This is a genomic window from Pseudomonas sp. LPB0260, from assembly GCF_013388395.1.
Genome location: NZ_CP058247.1, coordinates 774,460 through 793,777, shown reverse-complemented (window position 1 = coordinate 793,777; position 19,318 = coordinate 774,460). Strand labels below are relative to the sequence as shown.

The 19,318-nt window shown below is 66.7% G+C and carries 15 protein-coding genes; 11 read left to right on the top strand and 4 right to left on the bottom strand.

Translation table 11 applies throughout. The features are described 5' to 3' along the window. Positions 1-336: 336 nt before the first annotated feature. The 3 genes from gbcB (at position 337) to LPB260_RS03395 (ending at position 3,446) form a co-directional block, all read left to right on the top strand. Entirely contained in the window at positions 337-1,440 is a 1,104-nt protein-coding gene (gene gbcB, locus LPB260_RS03405; protein ID WP_208707234.1) for a hybrid-cluster NAD(P)-dependent oxidoreductase, read from the top strand. Between the two features lie 335 nt (positions 1,441-1,775). Next, a complete protein-coding gene (locus LPB260_RS03400; RefSeq protein ID WP_208707233.1) occupies positions 1,776-2,312 on the top strand; it encodes a dihydrofolate reductase family protein in 537 nt (178 codons plus the stop codon). Positions 2,313-2,771: 459 nt separating this feature from the next. After that, entirely contained in the window at positions 2,772-3,446 is a 675-nt protein-coding gene (locus LPB260_RS03395) for a type 1 glutamine amidotransferase domain-containing protein (RefSeq protein WP_208707232.1), read from the top strand. Positions 3,447-3,471: 25 nt separating this feature from the next. Here the strand turns inward: LPB260_RS03395 and fusA are convergent, their stop codons facing one another. The 3 genes from fusA to LPB260_RS03380 form a co-directional block, all read right to left on the bottom strand. After that, positions 3,472-5,520, bottom strand: coding sequence for an elongation factor G (gene fusA / locus LPB260_RS03390; protein ID WP_208707231.1), 2,049 nt, complete (start codon positions 5,518-5,520; stop codon positions 3,472-3,474). A gap of 53 nt (positions 5,521-5,573) precedes the next feature. Continuing rightward, entirely contained in the window at positions 5,574-6,173 is a 600-nt protein-coding gene (locus tag LPB260_RS03385) for a pyridoxal 5'-phosphate synthase (protein WP_208707230.1), read from the bottom strand. 847 nt (positions 6,174-7,020) lie between these two features. Continuing rightward, a complete protein-coding gene (locus LPB260_RS03380; RefSeq protein WP_208707229.1) occupies positions 7,021-8,064 on the bottom strand; it encodes a low specificity L-threonine aldolase in 1,044 nt (347 codons plus the stop codon). Between the two features lie 171 nt (positions 8,065-8,235). On the opposite strand from LPB260_RS03380, the gene LPB260_RS03375 reads away from it, so the two are divergent. From LPB260_RS03375 to fdhA, 8 genes are all read left to right on the top strand, one after another. Further along, a complete protein-coding gene (locus LPB260_RS03375) occupies positions 8,236-8,970 on the top strand; it encodes a TraX family protein (RefSeq protein ID WP_208707228.1) in 735 nt (244 codons plus the stop codon). A gap of 211 nt (positions 8,971-9,181) precedes the next feature. Then, positions 9,182-10,435, top strand: coding sequence for a serine hydroxymethyltransferase (gene glyA / locus LPB260_RS03370; RefSeq protein WP_208707227.1), 1,254 nt, complete (start codon positions 9,182-9,184; stop codon positions 10,433-10,435). Between the two features lie 142 nt (positions 10,436-10,577). Then, the gene (locus LPB260_RS03365; protein WP_208707226.1) at positions 10,578-11,828 is read left to right on the top strand and encodes a sarcosine oxidase subunit beta family protein; all 1,251 of its coding nucleotides are present in this window, start codon (positions 10,578-10,580) and stop codon (positions 11,826-11,828) included. Between the two features lie 55 nt (positions 11,829-11,883). Further along, a complete protein-coding gene (locus tag LPB260_RS03360; protein ID WP_208707225.1) occupies positions 11,884-12,210 on the top strand; it encodes a sarcosine oxidase subunit delta in 327 nt (108 codons plus the stop codon). Continuing rightward, complete coding sequence (locus LPB260_RS03355; protein WP_208707224.1) at positions 12,207-15,224, top strand: sarcosine oxidase subunit alpha; 3,018 nt, start codon at positions 12,207-12,209, stop codon at positions 15,222-15,224. The genes LPB260_RS03360 and LPB260_RS03355 overlap by 4 nt, the downstream gene beginning before the upstream one ends. 76 nt (positions 15,225-15,300) lie before the next feature. Then, positions 15,301-15,930 (top strand): sarcosine oxidase subunit gamma, encoded by a 630-nt coding sequence (locus tag LPB260_RS03350; RefSeq protein ID WP_208707223.1) that lies wholly within the window; start codon positions 15,301-15,303, stop codon positions 15,928-15,930. 68 nt (positions 15,931-15,998) lie between these two features. Next, the gene (gene purU, locus LPB260_RS03345) at positions 15,999-16,862 is read left to right on the top strand and encodes a formyltetrahydrofolate deformylase (RefSeq protein ID WP_208707222.1); all 864 of its coding nucleotides are present in this window, start codon (positions 15,999-16,001) and stop codon (positions 16,860-16,862) included. 165 nt (positions 16,863-17,027) lie between these two features. Further along, positions 17,028-18,227, top strand: a complete 1,200-nt coding sequence (gene fdhA, locus LPB260_RS03340; RefSeq protein ID WP_208707221.1) for a formaldehyde dehydrogenase, glutathione-independent — start codon at positions 17,028-17,030, stop codon at positions 18,225-18,227. A gap of 88 nt (positions 18,228-18,315) precedes the next feature. Here the strand turns inward: fdhA and LPB260_RS03335 are convergent, their stop codons facing one another. Then, a complete protein-coding gene (locus tag LPB260_RS03335) occupies positions 18,316-19,233 on the bottom strand; it encodes an acyltransferase (RefSeq protein WP_208707220.1) in 918 nt (305 codons plus the stop codon). Positions 19,234-19,318: the final 85 nt, after the last annotated feature.

The following is a 19,318-nucleotide window of genomic DNA, read 5'->3' as shown; positions in this document are numbered from 1 at the left end:
CGCGCCGGAATAAAGTGGCTGTTTCGGTTGCTACGCAAGGCGGCGTGGCACCCCTCAATTATCGCCCGCCGAGCGGCGTTTTGCTGCGCGCAAATATAAGGGGGCGTGCGCTCTTATCCATTTGCTTCGGCTGGAATCGAGTTTGGATGGCGGCGCTAAGCTAACCTTATCCATGGGCGACATGGCGGCATCCGTTTCCGACGCTGCAAACCGCGTGTTCTGCGGCAGGTCGCGATAAGTATGTGGATGTCGCTGACAGGTAAGTGGCGGCGGCGGGCGTTACGCACAATCCGCCGCATATTAGGCCGATGTCCGGCCGTGCGCGGAGAGACGTCCATGACGACGAACGACTTCCTCAATCCGGTTACGACCCAGACCTGGAGCAACGGCCGCCACCTGGTGCGCTGCGTCAAGGTCATCCAGGAAACCTGGGATGTTCGCACCTTCTGCTTTATGGCCGAACAGCCGGTGCTGTTCTTCTTCAAGCCCGGGCAGTTCGTGACCCTGGAGCTGGAGATCGACGGCCAGCCGATCATGCGCTCCTACACCATTTCCAGCGCGCCTTCGGTGCCCTACAGCTTCTCCGTCACCATCAAGCGGGTGCCTGGCGGCAAGGTGTCCAACTGGCTGCACGACAACCTCAAGGAAGGCGATGAGTTGCCGGTGCACGGTCCGGTCGGGCTGTTCAACGCCATCGACTTCCCGGCCGAGAAGGTGCTGTACCTCAGCGGCGGCGTCGGCATCACCCCGGTGATGTCCATGGCCCGCTGGTTCTACGACACCAACGCCAACGTCGACATGGTCTTCGTCCACAGCGCGCGCACGCCCAAGGACATCATCTATCACCGCGAGCTGGAACACATGGCCGCGCGGATCAACAACTTCAGCCTGCACGTGATCTGCGAGAAGCATGGCCTGGGTGAAGCCTGGGCCGGCTACCGCGGTTACCTCAATCTGAAGATGCTGGAACTGATCGCCCCGGACTATCAGGAGCGGGAAATCTTCTGCTGCGGCCCGACGCCGTACATGAACGCGATCAAGCACCTGCTTCAGGTCAACGGTTTCGACATGTCGCGCTACCACGAGGAATCCTTCGGCGCCACGCCGGCGGACGTCCGCGAGGAGGTCAAGGAACTGGCTGCCGAGGCCGCTGAAGCCGAGCCGGTGCCGCTGTCCGAGCAGCTGATGGTGGAATTCACCAGCACCGGCAAGAGCGTGCGCATCGAGCCGGGCGAGACCGTGCATGCGGCCGCCGCCAAGCTCGGTCTGCATATCCCCAAGGCCTGCGGCATGGGCATCTGCGGTACCTGCAAGGTGATGAAGACCGCCGGCGAAGTGACCATGGAGCACAACGGCGGGATCACCGACGAGGACGTCGCCGAAGGCTTCATCCTGTCCTGCTGCAGCGTGCCCCAGGGCGACGTGGTCATCGACTACTAAGGCCCGCAGCCGATACCTTGCCGGACCCGCTCGGGGCCGGCAAGGCGCTTCCTTTCTGCGGCCCCCTCACTCCGAAAGCCGCCCAGACCGTCCCGCCCATCCCCCGATCCGCCACCGCTTTCCGCTATTTCACCGTCGCCCCAGCGTCTGTTGAGCTGCCGGGTGCTCCGTACCTTGCGCTTCCGTTTAGCGGCCTGCGCAGTACCCTTGGGCAGTTCGTTGCCTGTCGTCGCCGGCTGGCTGCTAGATTAGGGCTGGTAACTGGCGGCGGGCGCAGCCGCCAGGGAATATCCCGCAAATCGAGCGCCTGGCGTGGCCGGGTGCGAGGAGGCAGGATGAAAACGTCCGTGTATATCGCCACCAGTCTCGATGGCTTCATCGCTCGTGCCGATGGCGCGCTCGACTGGCTGCCGGCCGGGGGCGCCGAAGAGGGCGCCGAGGATTATGGTTACGCAGAGTTCATGAGCACGGTCGATGCGGTGGTCATGGGCCGCTGTACCTACGAGCAGGTCCAGCGTTTCGACGAATGGCCCTATGCCGACACCCCGGTGGTGGTACTCAGCCGCCGCACGCGAAAGATTCCCGCGCCGCTGGCCGCCAGCGTCGAGGTCATGTCCTGCCCCCCGCCTGAAGTGATCGAGCGCATGGCGGAGCGGGGCGCCAAGCACCTGTATATCGACGGCGGGCAGACCATCCAGGGCTTCCTGCGCGCCGGGCTGATCCAGCAGCTGATCCTGACCCGGGTGCCGATCCTCATTGGCACCGGCATCCCGCTGTTCGGGCCGCTGTTGCATGACATCCGCTGGCACCACATGGCCACCCGCACCTTCGCCAATGGCCTGGTGCAGAGTCGCTACACGCGAGTCGTTTGACCGCGGCGGCTGCGCGGCTCGCGCCGGACGAAAAACGTACAGCCGGCGGCAGCCCCAGGCCCGCCTGCCGTGGCGCATAGTGAGCACAGTTTATCCACAGCACGGCCCACAGATACTGTGGCTAACTGCTGCAGCTAACTTTATGAAATCGTTCATAAAGTGCTCTGGTGGCCGGAGCCCTGCTGGGGCGTCGCCTGGCGGCGGTTCTGCACACTTTATCCACAGCGTCATCCACCGAAATCCGGGATAGATGCCCTGGGCTTGCGGCCATGCCGTTCGGGCGGTCCGGCGAGCTGATCAGCGACTGAGCAAAGCGCTGCGGGCGATGGCCATATGTCCATGCCAGCGATGAGCGCTTTTTGAATTATCGAGTCATCTGCCTGTCCCTAACCTGCGGGGCCTGGCGCCTGTGAGGTGCCCGCCCGCTAGCCCCGCTTCCCACTTCCACCGGAGATGCCCATGAAGATCCTGATGATCCTGACCTCGCACGACCAGCTTGGCGACACCGGCAAGAAGACCGGCTTCTGGCTGGAGGAGTTCGCCGCGCCCTACTACGTGTTCAAGGATGCGGGCGCCAGCATCACCCTGGCCTCGCCCAAGGGCGGTCAGCCGCCCCTGGACCCCAACAGCGATGCGGCGGACGCGCAGACGCCGGCGACCGAGCGCTTCAAGCAGGATGGCGCGGCGCAGCAGGCGCTGGCCAATACCCGGGTGCTCGACAGCGTCAGGATGCAGGACTTCGATGCGCTGTTCTATCCCGGTGGCCACGGCCCGCTCTGGGACCTGGCCGAGAATGCCACCTCGATCGCCCTGATCGAGCAGTTCCATGGCGCCGGCAAGCCGATTGCCGCGGTGTGCCATGCCCCGGCGGTGTTCAGGCACACCAAGGGCGGCGACGGCAAGCCGCTGGTCAGCGGGCACCGGGTCACCGGCTTCAGCAACAGCGAAGAACAGGCCGTACAGCTGAGCGAGGTGGTGCCGTTTCTGCTCGAGGACATGCTCAAGGAGAAGGGCGGGCAGTACTCCCGGGACGACGACTGGCAGAGCCACGTGGTCGAGGACGGCCTGCTGATCACCGGGCAGAATCCGGCGTCTTCCGAGGCGGCCGCCGAGGCTTTGCTCAAGCGCCTGTAAAGCCGCCGGGCATGGCCCTAGCGCGCTATTCGTCCTCCGGGGCCGTTGCCTTGTGGCTGGCCACCAGGCGTTGCTGCACTTCCGCCGGCACCGCGCTGTAGTGGCTCAACTCCAGGTTGTAGGCGCCTTGGCCTGCGGTGATCGACTTGAGGCGTCCGCCGTAGCCGTCCAGTTCGGCCAGCGGCACCTGCCCCCGGACCAGCGCCAGGCCCTGGGCCGTGGCCTCGCTGCCGAGCACCTGGCCGCGGCGGCCGACCAGGTCGGTGGTGATGTCGCCGAGCTTGCTCTCCGGGGTGGTGATCTCGATGTTGGCGATCGGCTCGAGGGCGATGCAGCCGGCGCCCCGCAGGGCATCGAGCATGGCCTTGCGTCCGGCTGCCTGGAAGGCGATGTCCTTGGAGTCGACGGCGTGGCTCTTGCCGTCGTAGACCGTGACCTTGAGGTCCTCGACCGGGTGGCCGGTCAGTGGGCCGGCCTCCAGCACCGAGCGCACGCCCTTTTCCACCGACGGAATGAACTGTGAGGGAATCACCCCGCCCTTTACCGCATCGACGAACTCGAACCCGGCGCCGCGGGCCAGTGGCTCGACGCGCAGAAACACCTCGCCGAACTGCCCGGCGCCGCCGGTCTGCTTCTTGTGCCGGCTATGGCCCTCGGCCGCCCGGGTGATGGTCTCGCGGTAGGGCACCCGCGGCGGGCGGGTCTTCACCTCGACCTTGTAGGTGCCGGCCAGCCGGTCGAGCAGGTAGCGCAGGTGCAGCTCACCCATGCCGCGCAACACGGTTTCCTGGGTGCTGGGGTGGTAGTCGAGCCTCACGCAGGGGTCTTCGGCCAGCAGGCGGTGCAGCACCTCGGCGATGCGCTGCTCGTCGCCGCGGCGCTTGGCCTCGATGGCCAGGCCCTGCATGGGCGCGGGGAAGCCCAGGGGCTGGAGGTGGATGCGGTCTTCGTCGTGGGAGTCGTGCAGCACGGCATCGAATTCCAGCTCTTCGACCTTGCTCACCGCGCCGAAGTCGCCGGGCACCAGCTGCGTCACCTCGTCGTAGCGCTTGCCCTGCAGGCGCAGCAGGTGGCCGACCTTGAACGGCTTCTTGGCCTCGCCGATGTAAAGCTGCATGTCGCGGCGCAGGGTGCCCTGATGCACGCGGAAGATCCCCAGCTTGCCGACGAAGGGGTCCATCACCACCTTGAACACGTGGGCCAGCACATGGCGCTGCGGGTCGGGCTGCGAGCGAAACGGCTTGGCGCTCGCGCCTTCGCCCTTGAAGAACAGCGGGGGATTGCCCTCGCGCGGATTGGGCGCCAGGCGTACGAGCATATCCAGCAGTTCGCCGACGCCGGCGCCGCTGCGCGCCGAGACGAAGCACAGGGGGATCAGGTGGCCCTCGCGCAGCGCCTGTGCGAATGGCGCGTGCAACTCCTCGGGGTTGATCTCGCCCTGTTCCAGGTAGCGCGCCATCAGCGCCTCGTCGACCTCCACCACCTGGTCGACCAGGGCCCGGTGGGCCTCGGTCACCGAAGAGAAGTCGGCTTCGCCATCGGGATTGAAGAAGCAGTCGACCACCCGGCTGGCACCAGCGGCTGGCAGGTTGAGCGGCAGCACCTCCTTGCCGAAGGCCTCGCGCAGTTCCTCGAGCAACAGCGGCAGGTCGACGCGCTCGGCATCGATCTTGTTCACCACCAGCATCCGGCACAGGCGCCGCTCGCCGGCCAGGGCCATCATCCGCCGGGTGTTCAGCTCGATGCCGCTCTGCGCATTGACCACCACCAGCGCGGTGTCCACCGCGGCCAGGGCGGCGATGGACTGGCCGATGAAGTCGGGATAGCCCGGCGTGTCGATCAGGTTGATCTCGGCCCCCTGGTAGCTGCAGTGGGCCAGCGCCGAGGACAGGGAGTGGCGGTACTCGCGCTCCAGCGGGTCGAAGTCGCAGACCGTGTCGCCACGCTCCAGGGTGCCCATGCTGGCCAGGGTGCCGCTGTGCTGCAGCAGCGCCTCGACCAGGCTGGTCTTGCCGCCGTCGGCATGGCCGACCAGCGCGGCCGTGCGTATGGCCTCGACCGGATAGTTCGCCATGTGTGCCTCCCTCAGCCAGATTTCTGCAGTATAGGCAGCGGCGCGGCGGCGGCTCAGGGATGCAGCGCGGTGCGGCTCCAGTGGCCGTCGGCGTCCTTCTGGTAGCGCAGCCGTTCGCGCAGGCGCTGCCAGCCGCTGGGCCAGAATTCGATGCGCTCGGGCAGCACGCGAAAGGCACACCAGTCGGCCTGCCGGGGGATCGCCTCGAACCCCGTCGCCTGTTCCAGTTGGCGCGCCTGCTGGTGCAGCTTGCCCGGTTCTCCGGCCGTGCGGCCCTGCTCCGAGGCCCAGGCGCCCAGCTGCATCATCCGCGAGCATTTGCGCCAGTACTGGTCGGCGGTTTCGTCGCCTTGCAGCATCGCCTCGCCTTCGACCAGCACCTGTTCCTGCAGCACCGGCCAGTAGAAACACAGGGCGGCCCGGGGATTGTCCCGCAGCTGCCGGCCCTTGCCGCTCTCGCGGTTGGCGAAGAACAGCAGGCCGGCCGGTTCCACGGCCACCACGTAGACCGTACGCACCGAGGGCCTGGCCTCCCGGTCGGCGGTGGCCAGGGCGGCGCTGTGGGGCTCTTCCACGCCGCGGGCGGCGGCCTCGTCGATCAGTCGCTGCAGGCGCTCCAGGGCCTGTGGATAGAGCTGTGTAGGGGGATTCATGGGGCCTGTCCTGAGGATCGCCGAGCGCACCCCGAGAGTATAGGTGCCGCCGCCGAAGGCCGTTGCCAGGCGCCGTGAGTATCAGCTAAGTCATTGATTCTGCGCAAAATATGAGCTGCTCCGGGCAGCCCGCGGCGTGCCTGGCCTGCGGCCATCGCTATACAGCGTCTGGACAGCTTGTGCACAGAACCATCCACCGGTGCTGTGGGTAAAGGTGCGCGGCGCGTGCCGTGTCTGCCCCCTCGCAAGGCCCGCTGCTTGTGGCGCGGGAGCTTGGGCAATCCTTGAGCAGGCCGGCGCAGGCCACGTGAACAGGGGCCTGCGAGGCGTTATGCACAGGCTATGCACGGCGTCGCGCACAGTTTCTGTGTCTAAGTGCTGGTTTGCTTTGGCGGTATTGCCGAAAAACTGAGCGATCGGCGCGAGCCCCCGTCGGCACTGGGGTGCAGCCTTGGCTGTACAGCTTGTCCACAGTTTGATCCACCGCCACTGTGGAAAACGGGCCGGCGAGGGCGGCGGGCCCGTGGGAGGTGATCGGCGGGAGCGGGCGAGGCGAGCGTTCGCAGGCGGCTGGCTAGAAACTGTACAGCGAGGCGAAGCCGGCGCAGAGTGGGCCTTGCAGCCATCTATCCACAGCTTGCCAAGGATTTGCTGCACAGCACCTGTGGGTAAGTGGATTTCTAAGTTATTGAAATCGCTCATAAAGTGATCGTTTGGCGGCGCCCCGCGGGCGGCGTGCCGCGTAGCCGTCGCTGTACAGCTTATCCACAGCTTGATCCACCGGGTTCGTGGGTAACTGGGCCGCCCGGGGCCGCTGCCGACACGGCCCCGTGGCGGCCCGTGGGACTCAGGCGCCGTTCATGGCGCTGCGGATATCCGCCGCCAGCAGGCGGACCCGCTGTTCGTCGGTGTCCCAGGAGCACATGAAGCGGGCGCCGCCGGCGCCGATGAAGGTGTAGAAGCGCCAGCCCTTGGCGCGCAGGGTTTCCAGCGCCGACTCGGCGATCTGCAGGAACACCCCGTTGGCCTCCACCGGGAACATCAGGCTGACCCCCGGCACGTCGCTGACCAGTTCGGCGAGCAGGCGGGCGCAGCGGTTGGCGTGATTGGCGTAGTGCAGCCAGGCATCGTTCTGCAGCAGGCCGACCCAGGGCGCGGACAGGTAGCGCATCTTCGAGGCCAGTTGGCCGGCCTGCTTGCAGCGGTAGTCGAAGTCCTCGGCCAGTTCCTTGTTGAAGAACAGGATGGCTTCGCCCACGGCCATGCCGTTCTTGGTGCCGCCGAAGCACAGCACGTCGACCCCGGCCTTCCAGGTCAGCTCGGCCGGCGAGCAGTCGAGGAAGGCGCAGGCGTTGGAGAAGCGCGCGCCGTCCATGTGCAGCTTCAGGCCCAGTTCGCGGCAGGTTTCGCTGATCGCGCGGATCTCCTCGGGGCGGTAGGCCGTGCCGACCTCGGTGGCCTGGGTGAGGCTGACCACCCGCGGCTTGGGGTAGTGGATGTCCTGGCGCTTGAGGGCGATCTCGCGGATGGCGGCGGGGGTCAGCTTGCCGTTCTCGGTCTTGGCCAGCAGCAGCTTGGAACCGTTGGAGAAGAACTCCGGGGCGCCGCATTCGTCGGTCTCGACGTGGGCGGTCTCCGAGCAGATCACGCTGTGGTAGCTCTGGCACAGGGCCGCCAGGGCCAGGGAGTTGGCCGCGGTGCCGTTGAAGGCGAAGAACACTTCGCAGTCGGTTTCGAACAGCCGGCGGAAATGGTCGGCGGCGCGGGCGGTCCACTGGTCGTCGCCATAGGCGCGGTCGTGGCCATGGTTGGCCTCGGCCATGGCGGCCCAGGCCTCGGGGCAGATGCCGGAGTAGTTGTCGCTGGCGAACTGTTGGGATGAATCGGGCATTGCAAGTTCCTTCTTATCGAGGCACCGGGGTGAGGGCCGGCGTATGCCGCTACTCTACTCCCGCGCGGCGGCGGGCGGCAGCAGGGGACAGCCTGGCCCGCGAATGCTCTTCGGTGTCGCCGGCGGCCATGGGCTAAGGTCGTTGCAGTCCCCTCTGTCCCCCGCCTGCCCATGCCGCCGCCGTCCAGCGTTCTGTCCGCCGCCCCCCGCGATGCCGCCCTCGACCTGATCAAGTGGTTGGCGCTGCTGAGCATGCTGCTCGATCACCTGCGCTACGTCTGGCCGCAGCTGTATTGGCTGTATGTGCCGGGGCGCCTGGCCTTCCCGCTGTTCTGCCTGGCGATCGCCGCCAACCTGCGCCGGCAAGCCCCGGGCCGGCCGCTGCCGCTGCGCTACCTGGGCCTGCTGCTGGGCTTTGCGCTGTTGTCCGAGGGGCCCTATCGGCTGCTGGTGCCGGCGCCGCAGGTGCTGAATATCCTGCCGACCCTGGCCCTGGGTCTGATTCTCGCCCACGCCCTGGAGCAGCCCCGGGGCGGCGCGCGCGGCTTGGCGGCGGGCGCGCTGCTGCTGGCTGTGCTGGGCCACCCCTGGCTGATGTTCGGCGCCGCTGGCGCGCTGCTGCCGGCGGCGTTCGTCCTGGCCTTGCGCGAGCCGCGCCGAGCCTGGCCGTGGCCGGTGGCGCTGTGCCTGCTGGCGAACTACTCGCAGCCGCTGTACGGCCAGGCGCTGCATGGCGAGGCCTTCGCCCTGGCGGTCGTTTTCAGTTGCGGCCTGGCCCCGTTGGTCGGAATTCGCCTGTTGCGGGCCCCCGGTCGGTGGTCGGTGGCGCCGGTGAGGCGTTGGGCCTATGGTTTCTATCCGGCCCACTTCCTGATCCTGGCGTTGCTGCGCGAGCACCTGGCCTAGAGCCTGCGACGCGCTGTCGCAGGCAGGCTGCCGGAGCGCCTCTGGGACGCTGCATGCGTAAGACCGACAGGAGTATGTCGCAAACGCAATCCCCTGTGGCGTGCATAGGCATCTGAGGGTTTGGGGCGAGTCATACCATCCGCTGCACAGGGGCAACCCCCTCCCGATTCCACACCGATGCGCTACAACGTGGCGCCGCAGGAGATCAGCGATGTTCAGCAAACAAGACCAAATCCAGGGCTACGATGACGAACTGCTCGCGGCGATGAACGCCGAAGAGGCCCGTCAGGAGCATCACATCGAGCTGATCGCCTCGGAGAACTACACCAGCAAGCGCATCATGGAAGCCCAGGGCAGCGGCCTGACCAACAAGTACGCCGAAGGCTACCCGGGCAAGCGTTACTACGGTGGTTGCGAGCACGTCGACGTGGTCGAGCAGCTGGCCATCGACCGCGCCAAGCAGCTGTTCGGCGCCGACTTCGCCAACGTCCAGCCGCACTCCGGCTCCTCGGCCAACGCTGCCGTCTACCTGGCCCTGCTCAACGCGGGCGACACCATCCTGGGCATGAGCCTGGCCCACGGCGGTCACCTGACCCACGGTTCCAAGGTCAGCTCCTCCGGCAAGCTGTACAACGCCGTGCAGTACGGCCTGGACACCTCCACCGGGCTGATCGATTACGACGAAGTCGAGCGCCTGGCCGTCGAGCACAAGCCGAAGATGATCGTCGCCGGCTTCAGCGCCTACTCCAAGACCCTGGACTTCCCGCGTTTCCGCGCCATTGCCGACAAGGTCGGTGCGCTGCTGTTCGTCGACATGGCCCACGTCGCCGGCCTGGTCGCCGCCGGCCTGTACCCGAACCCGCTGCCCTTCGCCGACGTGGTCACCACCACCACCCACAAGACCCTGCGCGGTCCGCGTGGCGGCCTGATCCTGGCCAAGGCCAACCCCGAGATCGAGAAGAAGCTCAACGCCGCGGTCTTCCCGGGTGCCCAGGGCGGCCCGCTGATGCACGTGATCGCCGCCAAGGCGGTGTGCTTCAAGGAGGCGCTGGAGCCTGAGTTCAAGGAGTACCAGGCCCAGGTGATCAAGAACGCCCAGGCCATGGCCAAGGTGTTCATCGAGCGCGGCTTCGACGTGGTCTCCGGCGGTACCGACAACCACCTGTTCCTGCTCAGCCTGATCAAGCAGGGCCTGACCGGTAAGGACGCCGATGCCGCCCTGGGCCGCGTGGGCATCACCGTGAACAAGAACTCCGTGCCGAACGACCCGCAGTCGCCGTTCGTCACCTCGGGCCTGCGCATCGGCACCCCGGCCGTGACCACCCGCGGCTTCAAGGAGCCCCAGTGCATCGCCCTGGCCGGCTGGATCTGCGACGTGCTCGACCACCTCGGCGACGCCGACGTCGAGGCCCAGGTGGCCAAGCTGGCCGCTGGCCTGTGTGCGGACTACCCGGTCTATCGTTGAGTTTTCCCTTTCCCTCCGGGAGCAGTGCCCGCAGGGCGGATGAGGGAAGCGGCGGATTTTAGGTACGCCAGAGTCCCCCAGGTTTCCCTCACCCCCAAGGCCTCTGGCGAGGCTTGGGGGAACAGATTTCAGGAGCATACCCATGCAACGTTATTCCGGCTTCGGCCTGCTCAAGCATTCCTTCAGCCACCACGAGAACTGGCAGCGCATGTGGCGCAACCCGACGCCCAAGCCGGTCTACGACGTGATCATCGTCGGCGGTGGCGGCCACGGTCTGGCCACCGCCTACTACCTGGCCAAAGAGTTCGGCGTGAAGAACGTCGCGGTCATCGAGAAGGGCTGGCTGGGGGGCGGTAACACCGCGCGCAACACCACCATCGTGCGTTCCAACTACCTGTGGGACGAGTCGGCGCAGCTCTACGAGCACGCCATGAAGCTGTGGGAAGGCCTGTCCCAGGACCTCAACTACAACGTCATGTTCTCCCAGCGCGGCGTGTTCAACCTCGGCCACACCCTGCAGGACATGCGCGACATCGAGCGCCGGGTCAGCGCCAACCGCCTCAACGGCATCGACGGCGAGGTGCTCAACGCCAAGCAGGTCGAGGAAATGATCCCGTTCATGGATTGCAGCAAGAACACCCGTTACCCGGTGATGGGCGCTTCCCTGCAGCGTCGCGGCGGTGTCGCCCGTCACGATGCGGTGGCCTGGGGCTATGCCCGCGCCGCCGACGCCCTGGGCGTCGACCTGATCCAGCAGACCGAAGTGATCGGCTTCCGCAAGGAAAACGGCGCGTGCATCGGCGTCGAGACCACCCGTGGTTTCATCGGCGGCAAGAGGGTGGGCGTCGTGACGGCGGGCAACTCCGGGCACATGGCCAAGCTGGCCGGCTTCCGCCTGCCGCTGGAGTCGCACCCGCTGCAGGCCCTGGTCTCCGAGCCGATCAAGCCGATCATCGACAGCGTGATCATGTCCAACGCCGTACACGGCTACATCAGCCAGTCGGACAAGGGCGACCTGGTCATCGGCGCCGGCATCGACGGCTACAACGGCTACGGTCAGCGCGGTTCCTACCCGACCATCGAACACACCCTGCAGGCCATCGTCGAGCTATTCCCGGTGCTCTCGCGGGTGCGCATGAACCGCCAGTGGGGCGGCATCGTCGACACCACTCCGGACGCCTGCCCGATCATCGCCAAGACCCCGGTGAAGAACCTGTTCTTCAACTGCGGTTGGGGTACTGGTGGCTTCAAGGCCACGCCGGGTTCCGGCCACGTATTTGCCGCCAGCCTGGCCAAGGGCGAGATGCACCCGCTGGCCAAGGCCTTCTCGATCGAGCGTTTCCATAACGGCGCGCTGATCGACGAACACGGCGCGGCCGGGGTGGCGCACTGATATTGGCCCCCTCTCCCGACGGGAGAGGGAGGAATGTTTTCTGGAGGTACCGACCATGCTGCATATCTTCTGCCCTCACTGTGGCGAGCTGCGCTCCGAAGAGGAGTTCCATGCCAAAGGCCAGGCGCACATCGCCCGCCCGCTGGACCCGAATGCCTGCACCGACGAGGAGTGGGGCGAGTACCTGTTCTTCCGCGACAACCCGCGTGGCATCCACCACGAGCTGTGGGTGCACGCCGCCGGCTGCCGCAAGTTCTTCAACGTGACTCGCCACACGGTGAGCTACGAAATCCTCGAAACCTACAAGATCGGCGAGCGCCCCAGTGTCACTGAGGCCAGCGTTGCCGCGAAGAAGACTGCCGGCCAAGGAGTAACCGCATGAGCCAGGTCAATCGTCTTTCCCAGGGCGGGCGCATCGATCGCAGCCAGCCCCTGACCTTCAAGTTCAACGGCGAGACCTACCAGGGCTATGCCGGCGACACCCTGGCCGCCGCGCTGCTGGCCAACGGCGTCGACATCGTCGGCCGCAGCTTCAAGTACTCGCGTCCGCGCGGCATCGTCGCCGCCGGCGCCGAAGAGCCGAACGCGGTGCTGCAGATCGGTTCCACCGAAGCGGCGCAGATCCCCAACGTGCGCGCTACCCAGCAGGCGCTGTACAGCGGCCTGGTGGCGACCAGCACCAACGGCTGGCCGAACGTCAACAACGACCTCATGGGTATCCTCGGCAAGGTCGGCGGCAAGATGATGCCGCCCGGGTTCTACTACAAGACCTTCATGTACCCGCAGAACCTCTGGCTGACCTACGAGAAGTACATCCGCAAGGCCGCCGGCCTCGGCCGTGCGCCGCGGGAAAACGACCCGGACAGCTACGACTACATGAACCAGCACTGTGACGTGCTGGTGGTCGGTTCCGGCCCCGCCGGCCTGGCCGCCGCCCTGGCCGCCGGCCGCAGCGGCGCGCGGGTGATCCTCGCCGACGAACAGGAAGAGTTCGGTGGCAGCCTGCTGTCGACCCGCGAGACCCTCGATGGCAAGCCTGCCGCCGAGTGGGTCGCCGCGGCCCTCGCCGAGCTGGAAAAACTGCCGGAAGTGACCCTGCTGCCGCGCGCCACGGTCAACGGCTACCACGACCACAACTTCCTCACCATCCACCAGCGCCTGACCGACCACCTCGGTGAAGTCGCGCCGATGGGCCAGGTGCGTCAGCGCATGCACCGCGTGCGCGCCAAGCGCGTGGTCCTGGCCACCGGCGCCCACGAGCGCCCGCAGGTGTATGCCAACAACGACGTGCCGGGCAACATGCTGGCCGACGCGGTCTCCACCTATGTGCGCCGCTACGGCGTCGCCCCGGGCCGCAAGCTGGTGCTGTCGACCAACAACGACTACGCCTACCGCGTGGTGCTGGACTGGCTCGACGCCGGCCAGCAGGTGGTTGCCGTCGCCGATGCGCGCAGCAACCCGCGCGGCACCTGGGTCGAGGAAGCGCGCAAGCGCGGTGTCCGTGTCCTCACCGGCAGCGCCGTGGTCGAAGCCCGCGGCAGCAAGCGGGTGACCGGTGCGCGCATCTGCGCCATCGACCTGAACAAGCACAAGGTCACCAGCCCGGGCGAGATGCTCGACTGCGACCTGATCGTCAGCTCCGGCGGCTACAGCCCGGTGGTGCACCTGGCTTCGCACCTCGGTGGCCGTCCGGTGTGGCGTGAAGACATCCTCGCCTTCGTTCCGGGTGAAGGCTTCCAGAAGCGCCTGTGCGCCGGCGCGGTCAACGGTGTGTTCGCCCTCGGCGACGCCCTGGCCGACGGTTTCGAGGCTGGCGCCTCGGCCGCCGCCGAAGCCGGCTTCAAGGCCGTCACCGGCAGCCTGCCGAAGGTCGAGAAGCGTACCGAGGAGCCGGCCGTCGCGCTGTTCCAGGTACCCCACGACAAATCCACCGCACGGGCGCCGAAGCAGTTCGTCGACCTGCAGAACGACGTCACCGCGGCCGGCATCGAGCTGGCCACCCGCGAGGGCTTCGAGTCGGTCGAGCACGTCAAGCGCTACACCGCGCTGGGCTTCGGCACCGACCAGGGCAAGCTGGGCAACATCAACGGTCTGGCCATCGCCGCCCGTTCGCTGGGCATCAGCATCCCCGAGATGGGCACCACCATGTTCCGCCCGAACTACACCCCGGTGACCTTCGGTGCCGTGGCCGGGCGCAACTGTGGCGAGCTGTTCGACGCCAAGCGCTACACCGCGCTGCATGCCTGGCACCTGAAGAACGGCGCCGAGTTCGAGGACGTCGGCCAGTGGAAGCGTCCGTGGTACTTCCCGAAGAATGGTGAAGACCTGCACGCCGCCGTGGCCCGTGAGTGCAAGGCCGTGCGCGACAGCGTCGGCCTGCTCGATGCCTCGACCCTGGGCAAGATCGATATCCAGGGCCCGGACGCGCGCGAGTTCCTCAACCGCATCTACAGCAACGCCTGGACCAAGCTGGACGTGGGCAAGGCCCGCTACGGCCTGATGTGCAAGGAAGACGGCATGGTCACCGACGACGGCGTTACCGCCTGTCTGGCCGACAACCACTTCCTGATGACCACCACCACCGGTGGCGCGGCGCGCATCATGGAATGGCTGGAGATCTACCACCAGACCGAGTGGCCGGAGCTGAAGGTGTACTTCACCTCGGTCACCGACCACTGGGCCACCCTGACCCTGTCCGGCCCCAACAGCCGCAAGCTGCTGGCCGAGGTCACCGACATCGACCTGGACAAGGACGCCTTCCCCTTCATGACCTGGAAGGAAGGCAAGGTCGGCGGCGTGCCGGCCCGGGTGTTCCGCATCTCCTTCACCGGCGAGCTGAGCTACGAGGTCAACGTCCAGGCCGACTACGCCATGGGCGTGCTCGAGCAGATCGTCGAGGCGGGCAAGAAATACAACCTGACCCCCTACGGCACCGAGACCATGCACGTGCTGCGCGCCGAGAAGGGTTTCATCATCGTCGGTCAGGACACCGACGGCTCGGTGACCCCGGACGACCTGGGCATGGGCTGGTGCGTCGGTCGCACCAAGCCGTTCTCCTGGATCGGCTGGCGCGGCATGAACCGCGAGGACTGCCTGCGTGAAGACCGCAAGCAGCTGGTCGGCCTCAAGCCGGTCGACCCGAACAAGGTGCTGCCGGAGGGTGCGCAACTGGTGTTCGATGCGAAGCAGCCGATCCCGATGACCATGGTCGGTCACGTGACCTCCAGCTACATGAGCGCGGCGATGGGTTATTCCTTCGCCATGGCCCTGGTCAAGGGCGGCCTCAAGCGCATGGGCGAGAAGGTCTACGCGCCGCTGGTCGATGGCAGCGTGATCGAGGCGGAGATCTGCAGCCCGGTGTTCTACGACCCGAAAGGCGAGCGGCAGAACATCTGAGCCTTCGGCACCCAACCCGAGGGGCCGGCGAGCCGGTCCCTCCTGGTCAATCAGACATTAGCGACAGGTTAACAACATGACCGCGATCAACGTCTACAAGCAGCGCCCCGATGCCGGCAAGGCCGAATCCCCGCTGTTCCACGCCGGTCTCGACGAGCTGGCACGCAAGGGCAAGAGCAGCGCCGGGGTGACCCTGCGCGAGAAGAAACTGCTCGGCCACCTGATCCTGCGCGGCGAAGCCAGCGACAGCAATTTCGCCGGCGCCGTGCACAAGGCCATCGGCCTGGAGCTGCCGGTGGCCCTTACCCTGGTGGCCAGCGGCGAGACCTCGCTGCAGTGGCTGGCGCCGGACGAGTGGCTGCTGATCGTGCCGAGCGGCGAGGAGTTCGCCACCGAGCAGAAGCTGCGCGCGGCCCTGGAGGGTCAGCACTTCTCCATCGTCAACGTCAGCGGTGGCCAGACCATCGTCGAGCTGAGCGGTCCCAAGGTCCGCGAGCTGCTGATGAAGTCCAGCTCCTACGACGTGCACCCGAGCAACTTCCCGGTCGGCAAGGCCGTCGGCACCGTGTTCGCCAAGTCCCAGCTGGTGATCCGCCATACCGCCGAGGACACCTGGGAGCTGCTGGTGCGCCGCAGCTTCGCCGACTACATCTGGCTGTGGTTGCAGGATGCCAGCGCCGAGTACGGCCTGGCGATCAAGGCCTGAGCCGCGCCTAGCCTCCCAGCGGGGCGGCCGCGGCCGCCCCTGCCGGTCAATTGAAGGGAAGGATCAACATGAGCCGTGCCCCCGATACCTGGATTCTCACCGCCCACTGCCCGAGCGTGCTCGGCACCGTGGATGCGGTGACGCGCCTGCTCTACGAGCAGCAGTGCTATGTCACCGAGCACCATTCGTTCGACGACCGGCTGTCCGCACGCTTCTTCATCCGGGTCGAGTTCCGCGCCCCGGCCGGCTTCGACGAGAGCAACTTTCGCGCGAGCCTCGACGAGCGCCTGGCGCCCTTCGGCATGCAGACCGAGCTGACCCCGCCGGGCTATCGGGCCAAGGTGGTGCTGATGGTCTCCAAGGCCGACCACTGCCTCAACGACCTGCTCTATCGTCAGCGCATCGGCCACCTGGCCATGGACGTGGTCGCCGTGGTGTCCAACCACCCGGACCTCGAGCCCCTGGCGCGCTGGCACGACATTCCCTATCACTATTTCCCCCTCGACCCGAATGACAAGCCGGCGCAGGAGCGCAAGGTCTGGCAGGTGATCGAGGACAGCGGCGCCGAACTGGTGGTGCTCGCCCGCTACATGCAGGTGCTGTCGCCGGAGCTGTGCCGCAAGCTGGACGGCTGGGCGATCAATATCCACCACTCGCTGCTGCCCGGCTTCAAGGGCGCCAAGCCTTACCACCAGGCCTATCAGAAGGGCGTGAAAATGGTCGGGGCCACCGCCCACTACATCAACAACGACCTCGACGAGGGGCCGATCATCGCCCAGGGCGTCGAGTCGGTGGACCACGCCCACTACCCGGAAGACCTGATCGCCAAGGGCCGCGACATCGAGTGCCTGACCCTGGCCAAGGCCATCGGCTACCACATCGAGCGGCGGGTGTTCGTCAACGCCAACCGCACCGTGGTGCTGAACGCCTGAGGAATCCCGGCGCCGGGTCGGCCCGGCGCCAGGGCAACAGAGTGGAGAGAGTAGTACCGCTCGGCCTGTCGGCGGTCTCTCCAGCAGCTGAACAACGCTCCAAATGCAAGGCCGCGTGGCCGCTGGCTACGCCTTTGTGTCCACAACAACAATGGAGAACAACGCATGTCTGGTAATCGTGGTGTCGTCTATCTCGGCGCGGGCAAGGTCGAGGTACAGAAAATTGACTATCCGAAGATGCAGGATCCGCGCGGCAAGAAAATCGATCACGCGGTGATCCTGCGTGTGGTTTCCACCAACATCTGTGGCTCCGACCAGCACATGGTGCGCGGCCGTACCACGGCGCAAACCGGCCTGGTACTGGGCCACGAGATCACCGGCGAGGTGATCGAGAAGGGTCGTGACGTCGAGAACCTGCAGATCGGCGACCTGGTTTCGGTGCCGTTCAACGTCGCCTGCGGCCGCTGCCGCAGCTGCAAGGAACAGCACACCGGCGTCTGCCTGTCGGTCAACCCGGCCCGCCCGGGCGGCGCCTACGGCTACGTCGACATGGGCGACTGGACCGGTGGCCAGGCCGAGTACGCCATGGTCCCGTACGCCGACTTCAACCTGCTCAAGCTGCCGAATCGCGACAAGGCGATGGAGAAGATCCGCGACCTGACCTGCCTGTCCGACATCCTGCCGACCGGCTATCACGGTGCCGTGACTGCCGGCGTTGGCCCGGGCAGCACCGTCTACATCGCCGGTGCCGGCCCGGTCGGCCTGGCCGCCGCCGCCTCGGCACGCCTGCTCGGCGCCGCCGTGGTCATCGTCGGTGACGTCAACCCGGTGCGTCTGGTGCATGCCAAGGCCCAGGGCTTCGAGATCGCCGACCTGTCCCAGGACACCCCGCTGCACGAGCAGATCGCCGCCCTGCTGGGTGAGCCGGAAGTCGATTGCGCCATCGACGCCGTGGGCTTCGAGGCTCGTGGCCATGGTCACGAAGGCGTGCAGCACGAGGCTCCGGCCACCGTGCTCAACTCGCTGATGGGCGTGGTCCGCGTGGCCGGCAAGATCGGTATTCCGGGCCTGTACGTCACCGACGATCCGGGTGCGGTGGATGCCGCGGCGAAGAAGGGTGCCCTGAGCATCCGTTTCGGCCTGGGCTGGGCCAAGTCGCACAGCTTCCACACCGGCCAGACCCCGGTGATGAAGTACAACCGCCAGCTGATGCAGGCGATCATGTGGGACCGCATCAACATCGCCGAAGTGGTTGGCGTACAGGTGATCAGCCTGGACGACGCGCCGAACGGCTACCACGAGTTCGATGCCGGCGTGCCGAAGAAATTCGTCATCGATCCGCACAAGCTGTTCAGCGCCGCCTGAGTCCAGGTGCGCTAGGTAAGAAGGGCGGCCTTGGGCCGCCCTTTTTTATGCCTGGCGAAAATACCCGACAGCGTCGAGCCCGGCGCCCCTAGGCTTCGACGGCGTCTATCGCCTCGTCCTGGGTCTCGCCGCGCAGGCGTGCGATGCGCTGGTCCTTCTCGCGCCACAGCTGGCTCACCCAGTCCTGCACCTGGCGGCGAAACGCCGCGTCGTTCTCGTAGTCGCCCTGCCACAGCGCCGGGTCGAGGGTGCGCGTGTGGATGTCGACGATGACCCTGGGCACCTGGCCGCTGATCAGCTGCCAGAAGCCCGGAATGCGCGGCCCGGGATACACCAGGGTGATGTCCAGCACCGCGTCCAGCTGCTCGCCCAGGGCCGCCAGGACGAAGGCCACGCCGCCGGCCTTGGGCTTGAGCAGGTAGCGGTAGGGCGAACCCTGCTGGGCATGCTTGGCCGGGGTGAAGCGGGTGCCTTCCAGGTAGTTGACCACGGTCACCGGCAGCTCGCGGAACTTCTCGCAGGCGCGCCGGGTGATAGCCAGGTCCTGGCCCTTGAGCTCCGGGTGCTTGGCCAGGAAGGCCTTGGAATAGCGCCTCATGAAGGGATAGTCGAGCGCCCAGAAGGCCAGGCCGAGCAGCGGCACCCAGATCAGTTGCTGCTTGAGGAAGAACTTGAAGTAGGGCGTCTTGCGGTTGAACGCCTGCACCAGGGCCGGAATGTCGACCCAGGACTGGTGGTTGCTGATCACCAGGTAGGAGGTGTCCTGGCGCAGCTCGGCGCCGCCGCGGATATCCCAGACGGTGGGTAGCAGGCTGGCGAAGATCAGCTTGTTGATTTCGGCCCAGGTCTCGGCGACCCACATCACCCCGCGCGAGCTGGCGGCCTTCAACCGGCGGCCGGGCAGGGCGAACTTGCCCAGGGCGATCAGCAGCAGCGGGCCGATCAGGATCAGGGTGTTGAGCACGAGCAGCAGGGTGACGCTCAGGCCGGTCAGCAGGCGGCGCATGGCTACTCCTTGTCGGGTGCGGGCCAGGGACCGGGCCATGATAAGCAGGCGCGGCGCGGGCGCCAAATTGACGAGAGCCCGAGGC

Coding starts and splice junctions, on each gene's coding strand:
- glyA (WP_208707227.1), top strand. CDS start 9,182: ATGTTCAGCAAACAAGACCAAATCCAGGGCTACGATGACGAACTGCTC.
- LPB260_RS03360 (WP_208707225.1), top strand. CDS start 11,884: ATGCTGCATATCTTCTGCCCTCACTGTGGCGAGCTGCGCTCCGAAGAG.
- LPB260_RS03375 (WP_208707228.1), top strand. CDS start 8,236: ATGCCGCCGCCGTCCAGCGTTCTGTCCGCCGCCCCCCGCGATGCCGCC.
- fdhA (WP_208707221.1), top strand. CDS start 17,028: ATGTCTGGTAATCGTGGTGTCGTCTATCTCGGCGCGGGCAAGGTCGAG.
- LPB260_RS03385 (WP_208707230.1), bottom strand. CDS start 6,173: ATGAATCCCCCTACACAGCTCTATCCACAGGCCCTGGAGCGCCTGCAG.
- fusA (WP_208707231.1), bottom strand. CDS start 5,520: ATGGCGAACTATCCGGTCGAGGCCATACGCACGGCCGCGCTGGTCGGC.
- LPB260_RS03400 (WP_208707233.1), top strand. CDS start 1,776: ATGAAAACGTCCGTGTATATCGCCACCAGTCTCGATGGCTTCATCGCT.
- purU (WP_208707222.1), top strand. CDS start 15,999: ATGAGCCGTGCCCCCGATACCTGGATTCTCACCGCCCACTGCCCGAGC.
- LPB260_RS03350 (WP_208707223.1), top strand. CDS start 15,301: ATGACCGCGATCAACGTCTACAAGCAGCGCCCCGATGCCGGCAAGGCC.
- gbcB (WP_208707234.1), top strand. CDS start 337: ATGACGACGAACGACTTCCTCAATCCGGTTACGACCCAGACCTGGAGC.
- LPB260_RS03395 (WP_208707232.1), top strand. CDS start 2,772: ATGAAGATCCTGATGATCCTGACCTCGCACGACCAGCTTGGCGACACC.
- LPB260_RS03380 (WP_208707229.1), bottom strand. CDS start 8,064: ATGCCCGATTCATCCCAACAGTTCGCCAGCGACAACTACTCCGGCATC.
- LPB260_RS03355 (WP_208707224.1), top strand. CDS start 12,207: ATGAGCCAGGTCAATCGTCTTTCCCAGGGCGGGCGCATCGATCGCAGC.
- LPB260_RS03335 (WP_208707220.1), bottom strand. CDS start 19,233: ATGCGCCGCCTGCTGACCGGCCTGAGCGTCACCCTGCTGCTCGTGCTC.
- LPB260_RS03365 (WP_208707226.1), top strand. CDS start 10,578: ATGCAACGTTATTCCGGCTTCGGCCTGCTCAAGCATTCCTTCAGCCAC.